This is a genomic window from Agrobacterium sp. 33MFTa1.1, from assembly GCF_004328495.1.
GTDB lineage: Bacteria > Pseudomonadota > Alphaproteobacteria > Rhizobiales > Rhizobiaceae > Agrobacterium > Agrobacterium pusense.
The window spans coordinates 582,980-602,212 of record NZ_CP036359.1 but is presented as its reverse complement, the minus strand read 5'-3'; the positions used below and the strand labels follow the sequence as shown (position 1 = coordinate 602,212).

17 protein-coding genes are annotated in these 19,233 nt (G+C 57.9%); 6 read left to right on the top strand and 11 right to left on the bottom strand.

The window, feature by feature from the left end:
* Positions 1-91: 91 nt before the first annotated feature.
* The 5 genes from EYD00_RS16570 to EYD00_RS16550 are packed head-to-tail and all read right to left on the bottom strand — an operon-like array spanning position 92 to position 5,587.
* Complete coding sequence (locus tag EYD00_RS16570; protein ID WP_034497180.1) at positions 92-1,228, bottom strand: hypothetical protein; 1,137 nt, start codon at positions 1,226-1,228, stop codon at positions 92-94.
* Positions 1,218-1,934, bottom strand: a complete 717-nt coding sequence (locus EYD00_RS16565; protein ID WP_034497177.1) for a TfuA-like protein — start codon at positions 1,932-1,934, stop codon at positions 1,218-1,220. Before EYD00_RS16565 ends, EYD00_RS16570 begins: the two co-directional genes overlap by 11 nt.
* A complete protein-coding gene (locus EYD00_RS16560) occupies positions 1,931-3,130 on the bottom strand; it encodes a YcaO-like family protein (protein WP_034497175.1) in 1,200 nt (399 codons plus the stop codon). The genes EYD00_RS16565 and EYD00_RS16560 overlap by 4 nt, the downstream gene beginning before the upstream one ends.
* Positions 3,131-3,167: 37 nt before the next feature.
* Positions 3,168-3,596, bottom strand: a complete 429-nt coding sequence (locus tag EYD00_RS16555) for a hypothetical protein (protein WP_004445589.1) — start codon at positions 3,594-3,596, stop codon at positions 3,168-3,170.
* Positions 3,597-3,604: 8 nt separating this feature from the next.
* Entirely contained in the window at positions 3,605-5,587 is a 1,983-nt protein-coding gene (locus EYD00_RS16550; protein WP_193604416.1) for an AfsR/SARP family transcriptional regulator, read from the bottom strand.
* Between the two features lie 132 nt (positions 5,588-5,719).
* On the opposite strand from EYD00_RS16550, the gene EYD00_RS16545 reads away from it, so the two are divergent.
* The 3 genes from EYD00_RS16545 (at position 5,720) to EYD00_RS16535 (ending at position 8,000) form a co-directional block, all read left to right on the top strand.
* A complete protein-coding gene (locus tag EYD00_RS16545) occupies positions 5,720-6,211 on the top strand; it encodes a hypothetical protein (RefSeq protein ID WP_004445587.1) in 492 nt (163 codons plus the stop codon).
* 98 nt (positions 6,212-6,309) lie between these two features.
* A complete protein-coding gene (locus EYD00_RS16540; RefSeq protein ID WP_244465096.1) occupies positions 6,310-6,684 on the top strand; it encodes a hypothetical protein in 375 nt (124 codons plus the stop codon).
* Positions 6,685-7,085: 401 nt separating this feature from the next.
* Complete coding sequence (locus EYD00_RS16535) at positions 7,086-8,000, top strand: TIM barrel protein (RefSeq protein WP_034497622.1); 915 nt, start codon at positions 7,086-7,088, stop codon at positions 7,998-8,000.
* A gap of 79 nt (positions 8,001-8,079) precedes the next feature.
* Here the strand turns inward: EYD00_RS16535 and eglC are convergent, their stop codons facing one another.
* The 4 genes from eglC to EYD00_RS16515 form a co-directional block, all read right to left on the bottom strand.
* On the bottom strand, positions 8,080-9,477 hold the full coding sequence (gene eglC / locus EYD00_RS16530) for an endo-1,3-1,4-beta-glycanase EglC (RefSeq protein WP_034497169.1): 1,398 nt from the start codon (positions 9,475-9,477) through the stop codon (positions 8,080-8,082).
* Positions 9,478-9,660: 183 nt separating this feature from the next.
* Entirely contained in the window at positions 9,661-10,755 is a 1,095-nt protein-coding gene (locus EYD00_RS16525) for an acyltransferase family protein (RefSeq protein WP_051674175.1), read from the bottom strand.
* A 124-nt stretch (positions 10,756-10,879) separates the two neighbouring features.
* Complete coding sequence (locus EYD00_RS16520; protein WP_034497166.1) at positions 10,880-12,256, bottom strand: O-antigen ligase family protein; 1,377 nt, start codon at positions 12,254-12,256, stop codon at positions 10,880-10,882.
* A gap of 130 nt (positions 12,257-12,386) precedes the next feature.
* Positions 12,387-13,724 carry an SGNH/GDSL hydrolase family protein gene (locus EYD00_RS16515; protein WP_034497163.1) on the bottom strand — a complete coding sequence of 446 codons (1,338 nt, stop codon included), beginning with the start codon at positions 13,722-13,724 and terminating at the stop codon, positions 12,387-12,389.
* A 247-nt stretch (positions 13,725-13,971) separates the two neighbouring features.
* On the opposite strand from EYD00_RS16515, the gene EYD00_RS25940 reads away from it, so the two are divergent.
* Genes EYD00_RS25940 through EYD00_RS16505 form a run of 3 tightly spaced genes read left to right on the top strand, consistent with a single transcriptional unit; the run spans position 13,972 to position 16,440 of the window.
* On the top strand, positions 13,972-14,145 hold the full coding sequence (locus EYD00_RS25940) for a hypothetical protein (protein WP_156510768.1): 174 nt from the start codon (positions 13,972-13,974) through the stop codon (positions 14,143-14,145).
* Complete coding sequence (locus tag EYD00_RS16510; protein ID WP_034497160.1) at positions 14,142-15,290, top strand: glycosyltransferase family 4 protein; 1,149 nt, start codon at positions 14,142-14,144, stop codon at positions 15,288-15,290. Before EYD00_RS25940 ends, EYD00_RS16510 begins: the two co-directional genes overlap by 4 nt.
* A gap of 55 nt (positions 15,291-15,345) precedes the next feature.
* Entirely contained in the window at positions 15,346-16,440 is a 1,095-nt protein-coding gene (locus EYD00_RS16505) for a glycosyltransferase family 4 protein (protein WP_034497158.1), read from the top strand.
* Here the strand turns inward: EYD00_RS16505 and EYD00_RS16500 are convergent, their stop codons facing one another.
* Both EYD00_RS16500 and EYD00_RS16495 read right to left on the bottom strand, forming a co-directional pair.
* The gene (locus EYD00_RS16500; RefSeq protein ID WP_034497156.1) at positions 16,441-17,646 is read right to left on the bottom strand and encodes a glycosyltransferase family 4 protein; all 1,206 of its coding nucleotides are present in this window, start codon (positions 17,644-17,646) and stop codon (positions 16,441-16,443) included. It abuts the gene before it with no gap.
* A 2-nt stretch (positions 17,647-17,648) separates the two neighbouring features.
* The gene (locus EYD00_RS16495) at positions 17,649-19,178 is read right to left on the bottom strand and encodes an O-antigen ligase family protein (RefSeq protein WP_034497154.1); all 1,530 of its coding nucleotides are present in this window, start codon (positions 19,176-19,178) and stop codon (positions 17,649-17,651) included.
* Positions 19,179-19,233 lie beyond the last annotated feature (55 nt).

Here is a 19,233-nt window from a genome sequence, read left to right as displayed (position 1 = left end):
TATTGTCGAAGGTATACATTCAACACAATTTCCACGGGTATTATGAACCTTTATTGCCAAAAGAACAGGGTTTTTCATCTGGAATCGATTGTCAGAGGCCCCGCATTATAACCTTTGTAGCGCAGCGCAACGCCCCGTTGCGGCTTGCAAGATGACTGAATCCCAAAACGCCGATCGCACGAAAGCCGAGGCTTTCCCATATGCGCCGATTTTCCGCATCGAAGTTCGTGAGCAGTTCCAGATCGCCGAACTGCGGAACCCAGACCAACGGCTGGGTCTCGCCGTTGCGCGTCACGTTTTCAAGGAGGACGTTGTTGTAAAGCCTCGGCAGGCATTTGTTGGTGTCGATGGTAGGCAAAACCGGCACGGGATTTCGCAGGATGGCGAAACCCTGGCGCGCGAGTGAAAGAGCAGAAGCGTCCAGCTTCCGTTTCAGCTCCTCGGCGGCACGGGGGTAGCGCATGTCACCGGCTTCCGGATCGGCGACGAGCAGAAGCGGTCGCCCGTCGCGCCGAAGTCCGGTTATCGAAACGAACTGATCGACGTGGAAACCGCACTGGTGGATGTTCCTGGCGGCCATTGCCGGTCCGGACCCCGTCTGCGAAAGGTCGGGTTGGGCTGTTTCGCCGAGGTCTTCCGGCCTATAGCCGAAGCTGAAGACGGCCCGTGCGTCAAGAGCCTCGATCCGCAGCCAACGACGTGAAAGGGTGGCCGGCGCGCTTCGCGCGCATTCTGCGCCGCCCTGCAGGCTGGCGTGGCCGACCAGCCGGTAATCCGGGCCGACAAGTTGGTTGCCGCCGGGCAAGACGACATCGGAGATTGCGGTCGCGAAGCCTAAACGGGCTGCAAGCGCCTGGCTTATAGCACTCTCCCCGCTTGAGACCAATTCCGGTGTCAGGGCGTCTGCGCGCAGCCGGACATGGAACATATCCTGTATCCACGGGTGCGGAACGGTGCCGGGTTCATCAAGCGTCACCAAGTCCACCTGGCACGTGACAGCGAGACGATCGAGCCAACTCCGCGCGGCTGCAAGGCACGGACGATCAACCAGCAGAAGAACCGCGACATTTCGCGGCAGGGTCAAAAGCAGGTTACCGATGGGAGCAAGAGATGAAACGGTAAAGCCGATCCCGGCGTCGGCAAACCAAGCGGCGGGCAGCGAGAGCGCGATCGTCTCAATGAGGCCGCCGCAATCGGCTATCAGAGGCGAAGGCCGATCAGTGGTCACCGCGTGGACCTCCCGCGGTCCGTCCGGACGCCAATTGCTGGAAGAAGAGAGTATTCTGGAATTTCCAGCCTGGCGGTGGCGGGGTCGGTAACGCGCCGCCGTTCAGTGTGGCCAGAAGCAGGGCGGCGTCGTTCCGTTTGACGGAAACAGCATGAGCGGCGAGAAGATTTGCCGCCTCGGCTTCGAGACCGGCCTCCGTGGTGACAGAGCGCCAGGTTCTGCGGGTGAAATGCAGAGAGCGGGCGGCATGCAACAGGGCGTTCCGCTCTGCGGGCCCGAAGGAGGTTCCGCACGCCGCGAGCGTTGCTTCGGCATCAACCAGCGCGACAGTGAGCGGGCTATAACCGAGCTCTCTTGGGGCGTGGTTCACGGCCACATCGGCATCGGAAAAACGCCGTCCATCCCGATAGTCTTCGAAGACGTGACCAATGCCGATCATGCCAAAGGCGGCGCATTCCGCCGCGCGCAGCGCGCCCATGCTGGCGGCACCGAAAACGGTGACGCCTGCTGAAAGCGCGTAAAGGATTTCCTTGTGCCAGACGGCGGCGCAATCGCCATAAAGCCCATCGATCAGCCCAATGGCCTTGATGCCTTGACCGACCGCATCGAGAATATCGCCGCATGCCGCCGGGCCGCGAAGATCAAGGCCGGCGAACTGGCCGGCAATGCCGTGGATGGATGGGCCCGCGAAAACCACCGGTCTCATGTCGTCCCCCCGGCCTTCAGAAAACCCTCGAGCGTTCGTTGCGATAGGCGTTGCATTCCGCGGCTGAGCGGGGCCAGCCCGCTTGCCAGGACGCGCACGACGTGCAGCCCGGAAAGGCCCGTTTCCAGCGTAAAAACATGGACATCGTCGATGCCACGCGCAAAAAGGTGTTCCGCAAGCTGGCGCCATGGCGGCAAAGAGGTTTCGAAACGCGATAAGTCGAGACTGCCCGGCGCCTGTTCTGCCTGATTTGCCCCAGGGGCCACGGGCTTGGAAGCAACCCCGTCACGCCGATAACGAAGCGGGGAGAGATCGTCGCGGGCACCACTAATATCCGTCAACCGCGACTGGACCGCCTCCAGTAGCGCAGCAAGCGCGGCGTCGTAAACGTCGGGACGGCAGGCCGCCCCGGCAGCGCTGCGGGTCGCCGGCCCATCCTGCGCTTGAAGCGACCGCGGCAGGCTTGCCATCACCACCGGCACGCCGAGCGCATTTGTCATGTCAAAGAAGGAGGGCGGCAGACCGATGTCCGAAAGATGCCGGACAAGCCTGTCGAATGATGTTTCGACGCCCGGTGGGAACAGGATCGGTCTGGGGCTGACGGCGCGGGTTTCGAAAGCGTCCACGAGAAAGCAGGCGTCGTTTTCGATCAATTCCTGCAGGGCATGGAGGACGGCGTGGTCATGATTGAAACCGGCTGCGAGGCCCTGCGAACTCATGAGAAAGGCTTGCCGGTCCCAGGGGAAATCCGCTCGAAAATCCATACCGATCAGCTCAAAGGGAGCGTAGATCTCCTGCTGCCGACGAACCGATGTTCCCTTCACCCACGCGCGTTCACGCTGGGGGTCGAGCATGTCCATATCGACCCTGCCAACGCTCTCGAAGGGGATTAAGGGAAAACCCCTGTCGCGCATATCCTGGATTGAGCCGAAAGCGGCCGTGTGTCTGCGGGTATCCTCGGCAACCGCGCCTTCGAGCGCCTCCATCACGGCAGAGAGCCTCGCCTGGGCCGGAACCAGTCCCTTGCCCTGTGATACCGATAAACCGCGCGAATTGGGGCGAACCGCAAACCAGACGGGTACGCCGACAATATCGAGGCCGGTCACGTCGCCGACACGGGTAATCCCGAACCGCCGGAGCAGCTCGGGATCGAAGATGGAAGCGTCTGCATCACCTTTGTCCGTTGTCGCTGACATGGAAGGACCTTGAGCGGTCAAGGCTTCACAATCGCCATCAGGGCGCGGCGTTCGGGTCGTCGGCAAGGATCGCGTCGAACAATTCGCCGGTGATCGAACCCGCGGGCCCGACTGCCTTCAGTGCCGCTTCGATCGGCGTCAGCACCATGCGGTTGAAATCCCAGCCGGCATCGACCACTTCACCGATGAAGGCGAAATCGGCTTCGGACACGACGGCGCCGCCTGAGACAAGCGCCTCGATGCCTTGAATCTGGACCTGGTCCAGCTCGGCTTCAGGTTGGCCGTCCTGGCGGACAAGCATGGCCTTGGCTGCTGCAGCCACGCGGGCGTAACCATCCACGCCGGGGTGGCTCGCCTCGTAGGCGGTGATGGTTTCGTGCGATACCGAAGCAACCCGGAGCGGCGTGGTGCGAATGAACAGAACGCCAAAACCCTTTTTCCCGACGATAAAGAAATGCGACGACATATTCTCTCCTATTTGATTCCGGCTAAACGAAGCGCTTGATAAAATTTCTCGTTTGCTACCGGGTCGCGGTCCGGAGACAGGCTGCTGATCTCCCTTGCCGTCATGCCCGGATAGTTTTCCTGTAGCCTGCTGCCGGCTTCCCGGGCGGCGGCCAGATCACCGTGGAGCGCGTGACTTGCGGTCAGAACTCGCAGCGCGGGCTCATCGTCTTCCATGCGACCGCAGAGTTCCACCGCGGCCCCATAATCTTCTCGCTTGAACGCGATGCTGGCGCCAGCCCACCAGTAAATATCGGGGGCGAGCGGGTTGAGGTCGATGGCCTGCTGAAATTTTTCCCACGCGACTTCCGCCTCACCGAAATGGGCGAGCGCATCGGCATGCTGGAGAAGCAGGTCGGCTGAGTTTGGGGCGAGCGCTTCCGCCTCGAAGAATTTCTCGGCGGACATGTCGAAATCCCGCTGATAAAGCGCCACCACCGCGCACATCCAGTGGCCGACGCCGAGGGCCGGATCAATCTCCACAGAGGCGTCAGCCTCGGCCTTGGCGCGGTGCAGCAGGTGAGGGTCATTACCGCCCAGCATCAGCCACTCCAGTTGCAGACTTTGCGCAACGCGGGCGCGGGCGACCGCCATTCCGTGATCGAGATCGACAGCCTTGCGGAACATCGAGCGGGCCCTGCGCAGGAGCGGCAGGTCGCATTTGCCGCGCAGAAGCTGCTGGCCCTCCAGCAATTGCCGGTAAGCCTCGCCACTGTGGTTACGGTCGGGTTCCACCTGAAGCCGCTCGATCTCCCGCGCAAGCGCAGCAGCCACCTGTTTGGACAGCAGCCGGAAGGCCGCGTGGATGTGCCTTTCGGTCAGCACCGCCTCCAGCGACCAGACGATTTCACCGGTCGTTTCCTCGATCAGCGCCACGGACATGCGGGCATCGTCAAAAACTGTCGACATGATGCGATAATCGGCCCGCAACATCGCATATCCGTCATCCGCCCGGTCATGCGAGAGCGCAAAGGTACTGTGCGGTGAAAGGACGGTGAAGGTCCGATACCGCACAAGGCTGTTTGCGACGTCTTCGACAAAGGCCTGCATCACCGGTGAAACGGATAGCCCGTCCACCCGCGCCGGCCGGCCGAAAGCCAAGCGCGGTTTTGCCAGCGATTGCCGGCGACTGCTTTCCTCCGGCTCGGCGGGGGTCGCGATCGTCGCGGTGAGGCTTTGTATTCGCCGCCTCAGCGCGACGGTTTCGGCTTCCGGCGGGCGTCCCTCCTGGCGGAGCTGTTCCAGCAACAGCTGGTACATGCTCTCGCAACCGCTGATATTGCCGATCCGCGCATAGGAGGCCATGGCGGCACGATAGGTTTCTTCGCGCTCCGGCTCGATATTGCGCGCGCGCTCGGAAAGTCTGGCGATATCATTCGAGCTGGCGCGACCGAAGCGGGTCAGCTCCTCCAGAAGCTGCGTGTAGCTCGAAAAAAACAGGTCCTTGAGACGGCGACGCTCTGAAAGCAGCCAGAGGTAGAGATGGTCCTGGCCGGCATCCAGTCCGTCCAGAAGGTCGCCGCCGAACTCCAGAAGGGCCTTCAGCCGCCGCATCGGGTCTTCGGCTCTCGCATCGGCGAGAAAAAGCGCGAGGTCGGTGCGCTGCGCCAGCTTTCCGGCCTTCAGATCATTCCCTTCCGTCAGCAGAATGGCCTCGTCGTCGCCGAAGAGTTTCTGAAGGCGCAGAATGAGCTGCCGCAAGTTGCCCAGCGCCCTTTTTTGCTCGACATCTTCCCACAGCAGTGATGCGAGGTGCTGGCGGGACAGGGACTGGTTGGGAGCAAGGATCAGGGCGGCCGTGAGGGCAAAACCCTTGGACGGAAAAAAAGCTTCCCGCACCGCTTCACAGCGCGGGGTGCCAAAAAGCCGGATCGCTATCAGTTCATCGTTCCCAGCCACTTTCGTCCCCCTTGAATCACCATCTAACAACGTGCCCGGGAAATTGAAAGTCATCATAGCATTCGATTTGACGCTGGTGTGACGCCGCCTGCCTATTGTCGCAAACAGAAGCGTGAATGACGGGCGGAACCGGCAGGCGACAGGTATCGGGGATCATCGAAAGTGATAGCGTTCAACGGAAGCTACATGGCATTCGAGCCGCGTATTGAGCCTTACCAGCGCGCCGATGACGTCGGATACGCAGTTAGTGAATTCATGTGGTTCAAGGGCCGCCCGTTTTATCCGGTCTCGGCGCTGGTTCACGCGAAGGTCGCGCATGCAAGGCTGTCGGCGGAAAAATGCGATGATCAGGATGAGGACAATCTCGACATTCTCTTCCGCATGCCTGCCGTGGCGGGCGGACACTTCTTCGAGATCGTGCTGCGTTCGAACGAAGGCACTTTCTATGGCGGCTGGCTGTGGGGAGAGGAACTGGAAATCCTGAACGAGGTGGTCAACGGCTATCGCGTTCTGGCGGGTAAATTCGACGACAGGCTCATCCGGTTCGAATATTCCAGACGTTTTCAGCGTTACCGGACGGTGGAGCCGCTGCCGGTGGAAAAATCAGTTTTCCTGATCCAGCGGGAGGCGAAACCTCACCCGGGCGGGCGGAGTTTTCCCGCGGGCGCGGCGCGCTGATTGCGGGGTGCTTCGCGTTCAGGGGAGAACGCGGCGCGCGGGCAGAGGGGGTTCGGTAGATTCACCTGGCAGAGCTCAGGCTTGGTCGGGGAATACCGGTGCATATTTTTATTTTTATTGTGTGGAAAATTATGATGCCCAATCAAGGTAACGTGCGTAACAGGCGGGTGTCATCGCAGCTTCTGGCGGTGAATAGCGCTTCCGACAGCCGTGCGTTTTCGACGGAGCGCGCCGAGGGGGAATCACGTCCGCAAGCTCATAAAGACAGGCTTCATGTCGTGGAAGAGGCGGAGGCCAGGGCGGTGTTCCCGCCGCGCCCGCCGGAAGTGCGCGAGGGGGAAGAAGCGGGACGCCGGGCGGAAATCAGCAACATGGTCGTCGACGCCGATATCAGGGTCGCGAAATGGGCATGGGCAGTGCTTGCGATTGGGCATTGTCTGCTGATCTATTTCATGGTGCGTAATCTCGGTTGACTCCTCCTGCCCAAAAACGGGCTCAACCGCCGATATCGTCCGCCACTAATTCGGGCATTGGAACTTGGAGACTGTCGCACCCCCCGAAACTGAGTGGACATCCAGTCCGGCTCCTCCGCAGCCCTGTAGCGCCGCTTCCGCCACGTCGATTTGCGGACTTCGCACAGCGGAATGTCATAAAGCTGTAAATGAACAAACCTAATTGAGTGATCGGTCTCGATGGAGACGCATCACCACAGTCCACCCGTTGGCCTCGCCGGCGGGCACGGACTTTTCTTATCACGTCGCTTCGGCCGAGACAGACCATGTCTGTGCTGGCCGGCCTGATCTTTCGATGCGGCATGACGCGCTGCGCGGGTCGCGCGAATTCGCATGACTTTCTTAGCTCTGGAGATGACGAAGTGAGCAATCTTATTGGTACCGGTTTTAACGCCGGCTCGGACGATGGCGAGTTCGCCACGCTTGAAAACGATTTGCGTGCCCTTGCCGATATTGGCTGCGACACCGTCGAAATCGCCGCCACCAGCCTCGACGTGATTGCCGGCGGCCGTATCATCGAGGAGCGCGCGGACCGTCTCGTGTCGCTCGCAAGGCAGTTTGATTTCCGTTACACGGTGCACGGCCTGGTTTCATCCAACTTCATGGATCCGGTGACCTGCCGCTACCAGATCGATGCCGCGAAGGCGCTTGCCGTTCTCTGTGACCGCATCGGTGCGGGTATTCTTGTTCAGCATGGCGGCGCGCTGCGCGCTGACCAGATCGCCGAGCGGGCAGAGGCCGATCATCGTGAACGCAACGCGCTTTTCGAACTCGCGGAATTCTGCCGGCCCTATGGTGTGCGGATTGCGCTCGAAAATATCTTCACCACCGAACCCGGCCAATACCGCCAGACACCGGCTGAGGTGGCAGCGACCGTTAAGGCTGTCGGCCACGACAATGTCGTGGCGCTGATCGACTTCAGCCATGCATATCTCGAATCCACTTATCGTGGCCTGGACTTCCGTGAACAGCTTCGTGCCATGGCGCCGGTCGCCGGTCATCTCCATGTCCACGATTCCTTCGGCCGGCCGCAGGGTTTCTACCAGCCCTATTTTCCGCAGGAAAACACAGCGCTCGGCATCGGCGATCTGCATATGCCGCTCGGCTGGGGCGACATTGAATGGGAGAGCATCTTCTCCGAACTGACCTTCCTGCCTGACACCGTTCTGATGATGGAAATCGGCCGTCGCTATCGGGCCGAGCAGCCCGCAAGCCTCGAAACGGCGCGGCGTCTGATGACGCTTAACGCCGAACGGACACTGCTCGCAGCAGAGTGAGGAAACCGAATTGCGCGCGGCCGCGATCGGCTGACGCCGGAGATGCCGGCAGTTGCGGACGCGGCTGCCGGCATTCGGTTCACGCTGCCCAGTCGGAGAGCGAATAGGCCCTGATGTAGTCGATCATCATTTGCGAACCGTCGCTGAAATCACCTGCCGAGGGTGTTCCCGCCATGCCGCCGACGGCAAGATTGACGACCATATACATCGGATCATGCATATCGTCAGGCGTATCCGTTTGCGCAACGGCGACATCATCGAAATACCAGGTGATGTGTTCGGCATCCCACAACACGCCGTATGTGTGAAACCCCTCCGTGCTCGGCACGCTGACATTGTTGATGACAGAAGTCTGTTCGCCGGTCGCATTCGAATGTGTGGACATGATGAGCGTATTGGGATTTTGGCCGCGCATTTCGATCACGTCCAGTTCCGGCGGCCACGACCCGTCTTCCGGCAGAAGCCAGAAGGCCGGCCAGGCACCACGATCGGTCGGCATATCGGCGCGAATTTCAAAATATCCATAGGTCTGGCTGAAGGAGGAATAGGTGTTCAGCATCCCGGAGGTGTAATCATATCCCTCGACCTCGTCGGCGATCGATTGCGGGGTCTCGGCAGCCGTTATGGTCAGGACGCCGTTTCTGACGCTGAACGGGTCTACCTCCGACGTCCCGGTATATGCCGGGTTGATATACCACTGCGCCTCGCCATTCGTCGTCAGGGAACTGCCCTTCTCCGGTGCCCACCAATATTTGGCATCCCAGGTTCCCTGATCACCGTTGCGCAGTGACAGCGTATCAAACTCGTCTGCAAAGGTTTGTGTCAGGGATGACCGGTCGAGGCTGAGCTCGAACTGATCGGGCTGGATATCGTCTATGGTCGTTCCGGCCAAAACAACGGCTTCGCCATTCGAGAAATTCAGCCACAGATCATTGCCCTGCTGCGTGGCATTGCTTGCAAGCTGCTCGAAGGAGGTAATGCCGTAGCCATTGAGGCGGATCGTGTCATTGGCGCTGAAATCCATGATGAGATCGGTGCCATTGCCGCTCGTGAATACGAACGTATCCGCACCGCCGCCGCCAATCAACACATCATTGCCGGCACCGCCGTCAATCGTCTGGCTGCCAGATCCGCCGGTGATGATATTGTCGAGCGAATTGCCGAAGGCATAACGGCCATCGCCGGTGACCCGCAAGTTTTCAAAATTTTCGGGAAGTGTATAGCTCATCCAGGTGTCGATCGTATCGATACCCTCTCCGGCATTTTCGACGGCGCGATTGATGCTGGAATAAAGATAATAAATATCGTCCCCGGTGCCGCCCGCCATTGTCACATTGACGGAACTGTCACCCCACATGGAATCATTGCCGGCCGTACCGGCAAGAAGCGGGCCGGAGCCCGTGGCGGAGAAAAATCCGGTGGAACTGCCGCTATAGTAGAGTGTGTCTCCAAGCGCATTCACAACTGTTCTGGCCATAAGCCTTCTCCTGTCCGTTTGCGTCGCTTCCTCCCTCCTCCTGAACAACAGCCTAACAGCGCGAAAAGCTTCCTGTTAGGGCCAGAAATGAGGGGTATGTTCCGTTCCGGACGGAGGGGAGTAGGTCGATCTCATTTCCGGAATATCCTCTGGTTCCGATAATGAACGATCGCTAGGCGATACTTAACTCCGCGTATTCAATACGTGCTGCCGCACGCTTTTTCCCATTCGGATGAATGGTTGTTCTATAAAGTGATAGGTACCGATGCTGAGCGCAATGGTGGCTATAGATAAGCCAGGAATATACGCCCCACTCTTAATCAATCTGTCCTCCCACCCAAAAACTGTAACCATCTCCATTAATATTGGATGAGTGATGTAGAGAGAATAACTTACGATCCCCATGTAGGTGAGAGATGGAAGCTCAAATTTATTCAACCAAGCCAGTGTGCCTAGGAAGGCAATAGTTGCTGCAGTATGAGTAATAATAATCGAGTTGAAATTTTCAAACCTCGTATCTGTTCCGTATAGAAATAGTACGTAATGAATATATCCCCGAAGAATAATTCCGCCTAAAAGCAGGGCGACGATCAGCTTAATCCAGTGATCGATAATATGGCCCTGATCGATCTGTGTTTTCCGAATTGAGGCACCCAGAAACATAAATCCGAGAAGGATAATTTTATCCCCGGCACCTACCGATTGCCCCAACATTTGCAAGATCGAAATTGCTATGGATAGACAAGCACATAATATAGCTGCCTGTCGTGTGATCAACAAATTCAACGGACCGACGAATATATATATGACAACGATGCTGGCGTAAAACAGAAACTCGTAAGCCAAGGTCCAGTAAACATCCAGGACCCTGTGAGATGCCAAGAAATCCGGGATCATCGTGATATTTGCTACAATGTCATATGCCGAAACTTGGTTTCCTGCGTATAAACGAAGAAGCAGTGTAGCAGTGAGGGATGCCCAGAACAAAGGGTATAGTCTAAAAACACGGCTTATAATAAATCCCGCGACCGGATTTTGCTTCGGGAAGCTGAAAGGTACGACGTATCCACTTATTAAAAAGAATAAAATAACTCCAAATCGCCCAAAATTTAAATACTCTCCGGCAATGAGGTTTCTGAATATAGTGTCTGCCCACGAATTTTGGATGATGTCATCGCGATTTATGAGCGAGTGCGCTGACAGGTGATAAAAAATTACAGATAGTGCGGCAACGCCCCGTAATTGATCTATATTATTAAGCCTAATTTTTTCTGTCATTTTATTCTCTGATTAATAATTGATTAAATATATAATGCTATTTATAGTTATATTATGATGCGTGCCATTGAAATTTCGAATCTACGTTGGCTCTGGCTCTTTCCGCCTTCGCAAACTCGCAATATTAGCCGAGGCCGTGTGTGCTATAAACCCCGGAAAGGTTTGTTTTACGCATCACCGCATTTTTTAAAAAAAGCCTGAAATCGAGATCAGTAAAAGCATATGCAAGCGCCATCCCAACGTGCGCCATAAAAACAGGATTCGAATTCAGTTCCTCGAACTGGTAGCCCACTACCACCCCAATTGCCGAATAGGCAAAAAACCCAACTTTTCGTGTTCGGAAGATAGTATAGACAAGTGCAAATGCGCTTAAAAGGCAAAAACCAATGCCTGAAGTATAGGCGGTGGCAAGAAAACCATTATGGGGGGTGCCGATACCTGATATTCCAGACAATTCTTGATCCCTTGCTCTAAACCCAATACCTAGGGGGTGGTTGAGCATTACCTCAAAGCCACCCGTTATGGTAGTCCACCGCTCGTGGGCGTTGTCGGTGCTACGATTGTCTTCCAGAAAGCGTTTGGAAAAAGCTTGCTCCACGAAATTGAGGGCGCCGAAAGGTAAAACGGCTGCAATGACAAGTGCCGAAAAAGCAATGCCAAAATAGGTGCTGAAAAGCATTCGGATCGAAAAATTCCGCAGGTAGTAGTAGGCTCCGATAGCCAAAACAGCAAAGACGCCCGATCTGTTAAGCGTTAGCGTAAAGCTGGCCAGATATATCGCCAAAAATATAGCAAAGACGAATGGGCGACGGTAGCGCTCGGCAAGATAGGCAGCTGCCGCGCCAGCGAGCGCGAAGGCTGGCCCAGCCATGTTGCCCGCAGACCAAATACCGCCAGCTTTTTCTATGCGCAAAAACATCGCGCTCATCTCGCCTTTGGCCGCCGCTTCCAGTACTGCGGCTTCGTCAAATTGGAAGGACAGCCCGAGCGCAGCAAGCCTGTCGTGGATGGTGACATCGAGAAAAAGAAGGATAGTGACCGCTATAAATCCTGCAAAGCTGCCACAGCAAAATAAAGCCAAAAGGTTTTCCTTCAACACCATGTAGATGAAGAAGAGAAAATAGACAGCGTAAAAGTAAGTTAGGGCGGTGGGATAAAACTCTCCGTCTCCACGCGCGTCCGCGAAAAGAGCAGTGAGTCCAAATAAGGTGGTAAGCGGAAACAGATAAAGTAAAATGATGGAAGGAGTTAGGCATCGAATATACAGAAGGACGATAGCCGGCAACGTCATTAGCACCAACATATCGCTAATGTTGAGGAAGCGCAGCCCAATGTTGCTTGTCACGATGTTACATTGGATGAAAAAGCCAATCGAAAACACGAAGGTTGCCAGCACGGCGGCGGGAATATCGATGATTTTTGAAGGATAAAGGGGCATCGCGAGAACGAACCCCGGGAGCGAGGGTTGATCTGATGCCGCACTATATGGCTGGCTTGTCATTCGCGGCCTCTATCATCTGCTGCGGACACTGAAATTGTCTGATGGTGAGGGCGTCGCCTCCGCGACGATACGAAGAGACGCGACATAATGGTCTTGATAGGGCTAGCGCGCAAGTCATTTTGTCGATGTCTCATGCGCTTAGATTGCCTTTCGGAAGATCTCCTTCCACCGCAACTATCCTTTGAACGTAAAGCGGCGCATCAGAGCTGGGTGCGCTATAACCAAAGGCGGGAAGTACGCGTAGATAAAGGCCGTATCCGGCCTGGTCGATATCGGCGTCTAAACTGACACCGCTGGCTGTTGCCCACATCCAACCGCTATTGTCGAGAACCCCGGAGTCACGAAATTGCAAGGCGGCGCAAATAATTGTCCTGAGGTCGCCACCACTTTTTGCAACCAACTCCACGAACGGGCTGCGTTGTCCTGCGCTGTTCTTATAGAGCACCGCAAAGGAGAGAGTCTTGCCGATCATCGCGGCCGCTTCTTCGTTGCGGAAATAATGGAAAAGCCCGCTGAACTCGCTGCCATTCGCTCGCAATGCGAGGCTATAGGCGAAAGAGGGGGAGAAGGTGACCTCCGTGCTCTTGGTGGCGGAGGCTGACTCTGCAAGGGACCAGCCTGAAGGAGCGGGCCCGGACCATTCGGTGAAATCGCCGTTGGCGATCAGGTTGGTGGCGGATAGTTTTGGCCAGCAGGGGGTTTCGAAGCCGCTATTCGGCGCTGACGCCAGATAGGCGGCGAACAAGGTTCTGGCGATGAGCGCCGAACCTGTGCTGCTGGGATGAATATTGTCGTTGTAAAGCGTGGCGTCCTTGCCGTTTGCGATAAATGCCGCATGGGTGTCCACCAGCGTCAGGTTCGGGTGCGCCCGGGCGACGTCCAGTATGGTGTGATAGACCTTGTCGTAGCCCGTTCCATCCTTCCAGGGGTTTTGGGTGGTGATGAGCTGCGCAGCGCCCGGCCAATGCCATTCGGTCATGCCCAGCGGCCCAAGCAGGGCAGCCCTTCCGGGGCTTCGAATGCCGCCGGGCGTTTCGAAGCTCTGCATATTATATCCGTGATGCATGATGCAAAGGTCGGGGCGTGGAATTTGCAGCGCCGCCATGCGCTGTTCGGCAAGCATGTAGCCCGGCCTGCCAACCGGCAGTGTGGCAAGATAGACAGTCAGCGTCGCGCCCGTGCCGGCGCGCAATATAACCGGTTCGGCATAGGCCTTGGGACCCGTCGCGGCATGGGTCTGCCATTCCGCCCAGCGGTGAAGCACGACCTTTATATCATGCAGGCCGCCAAGCATGATGGCGAATTGCTGGAATGGCCCGTCGTCCGCATGGGCGGTGCTGTCGCCATTCACAAAGATCGTGGCGTTCTTGCCCGCAACAAGACGGGCCCGCAGGGGGGAGAACGCATCGACTGATCCCGCCATCGCCGTGCGGTTTTGTTGGGAAATGCCGAGCGATACGCCGATCATGCCGGCACCTCTTCCGTTCCGGTCATATATATGCATATCTTGTCTTCGAGCAGCATCATTTCGGTCTCCTTGTCTGCCCCTTGAGAATAACCTCGCGGTGAGGCCCGGGGAAAAACACAGGGAGCCGGACGCTGAATCGCAATAAAACTGCACGTCACGAATTTTCTTCGATTTCAACTAAAGCATATAAATAAAATAGATTTTTTATTTTATCTGGGTCGGATTTTTGGTCCACACGAAGGTTTGAATGTCACTTTTTTTCCGCGCGATCAAGTATTGTTATTTCTCAATTGCTGTCTCCGCCGAATATCCCGCCGCCACTGACGGAGGGGGCGGTCGTTCTGACCCCGACCCCGGTGATGCCCGCAAGACGGAGTGGTGCTATCCCTGGTGCCTGCATGCCGTGGAGCTCAAGGCATGACATCGGCGCTTTTCGTCAGCCACACGGGGGAAAAGGGCGGTGCCGAACTTTTTCTGGCGGATATCGTCAAGGCCGGGCCGCGCTCCTGGCGAGCCTGCTTCCTCAGTGGCGGTGGGGCAGCAGACGATCTGGCGGAATGCGGCAGGCCGCCTCTTCTGCTGTCTGCGGGAGAAAAAATGCTGTCGATCCGGCGGGATTCGTCGTTTGGTGCGATGCTGCGAGGGGCCGTCGATGTTTTGGCCGTTGCCTGGCAGCTCAGCCGTCAGGCAAAAAACCATGACGTGATCTGCGCCAATTCGCAAAAGGCGCTTTTTGTCTGCGCGTTGGCGGCGAAGCTCAGTCGTCGGCCGTTGATCTGGATCCTGCATGATATCGTCACCGACCCCGCCTTCAGCGCCGCAAACCGCCGCGCTTCGCTGACATTCTCGCGTCTTTTCGCCAGGCTGGTCGCCGTCAATTCGCAAGAGACGGGCAGGGCTTTTGTGAAGGCGGGAGGCGAGGAGGACAAGGTCCGCGTCGTCTATAACGGTTTCGACCCAGCCAAAGCGTCAGTTTATGACCCCGCAAGAGCGCAGCAATTGCGCAGGGAGCTCGGCCTTGGCCCTCAGCCACTGATCGGATTGTTCGGCCGGTTGAGCGAATGGAAGGGGCAGCATGTTTTCCTTGAGGCGATTGCTGCAATGGAGGGGGTCCAGGCCGTGATCGTCGGCAGCGCGCTTTTTGGGCAGGAGGCTTACGAAGGCCGCATCCGCACGCTGGCATCCAGTCTCGGTCTTGATTCCCGTGTCCGATTTCTCGGTTTTCGCCCGGATGTAACGGAGTTGATGGCGGCGATGGACGCGGTTGCCCATACCTCAGTTGTTGCCGAACCGTTTGGTCGTGTGGTGGTGGAGGCCATGATGTGCGGAAGACCGGTTGTCGCCACCCGCGGCGGTGGGGTCACCGAGATCATCCGTGATGGTGAAACCGGCCTGCTTGTGCCGCCTGCGGATGCGCCGGCACTGGCCGCGGCGCTGGGCCGCATCCTGACGGACCCGACGTTGGCTGAAAAACTGGGGAAGAAGGGGCGGGAAGATGTGATGCGGCGTTTTTCGCTCGAGGAAACCTGCAGGACGATCTCCGCGCTTTTGTCTGAAGTAGCGTGACGCTGCGGTCTGCGACCGCTCACAGGCGGCAATCCCAAACGGGTGGAAGGTTGGAATGCGCATTCTCGTGAACATGCCGAGCCAGTATGGCGGGAAAGCTTCCGGCGTTGCCCGCGTAACCTTCAGCCTGCTGGAGCGGCTTCTGGAGCAGACTGATGATGATTATATCCTGCGCTCGCCCTGGACGCGGGCGCAATTGCCCGCGGAATTGCGCGACAGCCGCCTGCGGCTGATAGAGACGGCTCGGCCGCACATCATGGTGCTTGACGTGCTGCGGCAGGCCATGACGCTGCCGGTGCTTTGCCGCCGGGAAGGCATTGACGTGCTTTTTAATGCCGATCCTTTTGGCAGCCCGCTGGGCGGCAGGCGTCGGATCACCCTTGTTCACGATCTCTATTTCAAGACCATACCTGAACAGATTGGCTGGCGGGCGGCCTTGACCACCGATTTCATTTTTCGCCTCATGCTGGCCGGTTCGCACCGGATCGCGTGTGTATCCGACGCGACGCGAATGGATCTTGCGCGTTTTTATCCCGGCGCTGCCCGCAAGAGCGTGACCATTCATTCCGACAGCACGTTGAAGCTGGAGGCAGGGGCCCCGGCTGCGCCGCCGCCGATCGCGGGGCGTTACATACTGGCGGTTGGAAACGCGACCTCGAACAAGAATTTTGCCCTTCTGGGCAAGGCTTTTGCGCGATTGGGCCCGACGATGCCGGGCCTGCGTATTGTCCATGTGGGCCGCGACGAGGCGGAAGAAATCGCCAACACGCTTGACGATCCGGGATTGAAGGCCCGGCTTATCCGGCTTTCAGGCATAGATGACCGGGAACTGGCGGAACTTTATCGTCATGCAGCCTGCCTTTGCGTGCCTTCCACTTATGAGGGCTTCTGCCTGCCGGTGCTGGAGGCGCAGCAACTGGGATGCCCGGTCGTCTGCTCCAATCGTTCTGCGACACCAGAAATTGCCGGTATGGGCGCGCTGACCTTCGATCCCTCGGACACCGATAGTCTCGTCGCAACTCTGGAGCGGCTCTTTCGCGAGCCGGCGCTTGCGGAGACGCTGCGCCAGGCGGGTTACGAAAACCGCAGCCTTTATTCCTGGGAAAAGGCGGCGGAGACATATGCGCAGCTTTTCCACGAGACGGCCTGACTATGCCGTGATCGGCCGCCGCAGATCAGCATAAAGTTTTTCATACGCGGAAATCACCCGTTCCGGCGCGACGCCTTGAGAAATCCGCTCTCTGGTTTGCGGCAACTCTGTGAGAACGGCAGGATTTTTCATGGCCTCGATCATACGGGCGGCAAGTTCGTTGGCATTACCTGGCGCAAAAAGGCGGTCCGGCCTGTCGCGACCAATCTGTTCGGCAACTCCGGCGAGATTGGCTCCAATGACAGGGACGCCGCGCAAAATGGCCTCCGCTACCGTTCTGCCGAAAGCCTCCGGCCACAAAGGCGGCACGACGAGGCAATCTATGCCAGCAAAAAAACTGTCGGCCTCGACATATCCGGGAAAGTCGACGGGCAGGCCTGATGCCTTTCGCTTATAGGTTTCGATGCCGCCGGGCGCTCGACCGGCCATGGTCATTCGCCAACCTTGCGGGGGCAGGAGCCGCATGGCCCCGATAAGGAGATCGGCGCCCTTGGGTTCTTCGATACGTCCGAGATAACCGAAAACCAGCGGTTCTCCTGCAACACGGGCCTTGCGGGGGTTCAACGATTCTGGTTGTGCGATGGCGTTCCAGATTATCGCGCGGCGATTTTCAGGAACGTGCGTGAAAAAACCGGCCTCCAGATGGCGTTTCAGAATGTCGCTGCCAACGCCGGTGACAGCATCCACCGCGCCTTGGCAGCGCCGGTGCAGACAGGAGAAGGCCCGGCATTTTTTGCTCCTGCCATCGCAGATATGCCCTTCGTGAAACAGGGAGCCATTGGTGCACATGCTGGTGAAATCATGCAGGGAGTGCACAAGCGGAATACCGCGTCTGCCAATCATCGGCCAGATCAGCGGCGTCAGTTCCGAGAGGGAATGGGTATTGACCACATCCGGGCGAAAATCCTCAATGACGCGCGCCAGCCGCTGCACCAGCCGGGGATCGATCTGGACGGCGACCTTGTAATATTTGCGTTTCCATTCTGATTGCCGCTCCCAATCCCCAATGAAAAAGGGCGTCGTATGTCCAAGCCGATGAATGGCGAAACCGTCTCGCAATTCTGCGGTCTGGCGCTCCCGGGAAATGGCGGCAACCGCGATTGTATGTCCTTTCCCGGCCAAACCCCGGGCAAGGTCTTCGACGAATATCTCCGCGCCTCCTACGCGGTCGGGAGAAAACAGTGATGTCACCTGCAAGATACGCATGTTTAAGTTCCTGTGCCGGCGGCCGAGACGGAGGAAGCGGCATTGGCCGAAGTTTGTCTGCGCCGATCTGCTCCTGGTGGGTGCAGGCAAAGGGTGACGATGGGTGCGAGGAAAACGGCGTAAGCCATGGCGAAGCCCGGCACTTGCAGTGAAAAATCGAGGGACGAGTGCAGCGCCACCAGCAGCAGCCCGGCGAGGCCGAGATGCGAGGCATAACGATAAGTTTTGCGCCTGCGGGCCCCGCGAATGAAAATAAGCAACTGGCCGAACAGGAAAAATGCCGCATAAAACGGGAAAGCGGCTCCGAGGGTCAGCAAGCCCTCGGCATACACATTATGGGCATGGGTGACGACGGCATCGACGCCGCATTGCGCGGAATGATAGGGAGCGTAGGTTTCTGAAAAGCTGGCCAGCCCCGCGCCCAGGGGCCAGTTATCCGTTATCGCGCGTGCAATACCGGGCATATAGCAGAAGCGCATGTCGTCTTCGAGGCGTGTTTCCATACGCAGCGCTACACGATTTGCAAAAAGGGCGAAGAGGCCGATGGCGATGGCGAGCAGGATTGCTGCGCGTCGTCTGGAGCCGCGTCTTCTGCGCCGTGAGGGCGCGACATTCCGGCCGGGCCCGGAAGAGTTGAAAACGATGAGAAGGATGAGCAAAAGCAGCGCCGCGAAACTGGACATGATGCCCGCGCGTGATCCCGTCAGCATCAGGGCGATGAAACAGAACCCGGTCAGAAGGCCGATGAAGGCGGCGTGGCGGATGAGGCGTTTTTGATCGCCCGGCACTGTCAGGCGGTTTGCCACAAGCGCTCTCACCCTTCCCCAATCCGGAGCCGCCAGCTTGTTACTCAGCAGCACCACAAGCGTGAGCAGGATAAGCCCGAAGAAAGTCGCTGCCGTATTGCGGTTGACGAAGAGCCCCGTCAGGCTGCTGAGATAAAAACGCTTTTGAATAAGGCCGAGCATATCGGGAAACAGGAGAAATTGCAGGATCGCGCCCAGCGACAGCCAGCCGCCGGCGATTGCGAACCATCGCAGTGCTTTTGCTGCACGCTCGTCCGTATTAAAGATCACGAGCCCGGTCATGAAGGCGCCAAAGGGCAAAGCGGCGCTCAGCAGGCCCAGCCAGTCATCTGCCGGCGTGAGCGAGATCGTGGCCGCGGGCGCCACCTGCGTAAACATCGCGGCGGCGGACCAGGCGGGGTTGGACGGCAGTACGCCCTGCCTGGCGGATGTCTGAAGCAAGACCTGAAGCATCAGTGCGCCGAGCAGAAGACAGGCCGCTGCCAGGGCCTTCCCTATGGCGGGCTGGGGCGGGCCGAAGAGAGGCAGGGCGGCAAGGAGCAGCAGATAGGCGGCGAATGTGATGACGATCCGGCTTTCGATGTCGGTTGCGCCGCGATTGAGCAAGGCAAGCAGGAATATGGTCCAGAAAGCGATCGTGACGATTGCCTGGGCGCGATGCAGAACAAATGCCGGCCGGGGCGGCGAGGATGACAGCAATTCCGGTGGAGCGTCGAGGATCTGCATGATGTTCGGCTTTTGAGATCTGCTTGTTGTGGTGACGATGAACTAAAGAAAGGAC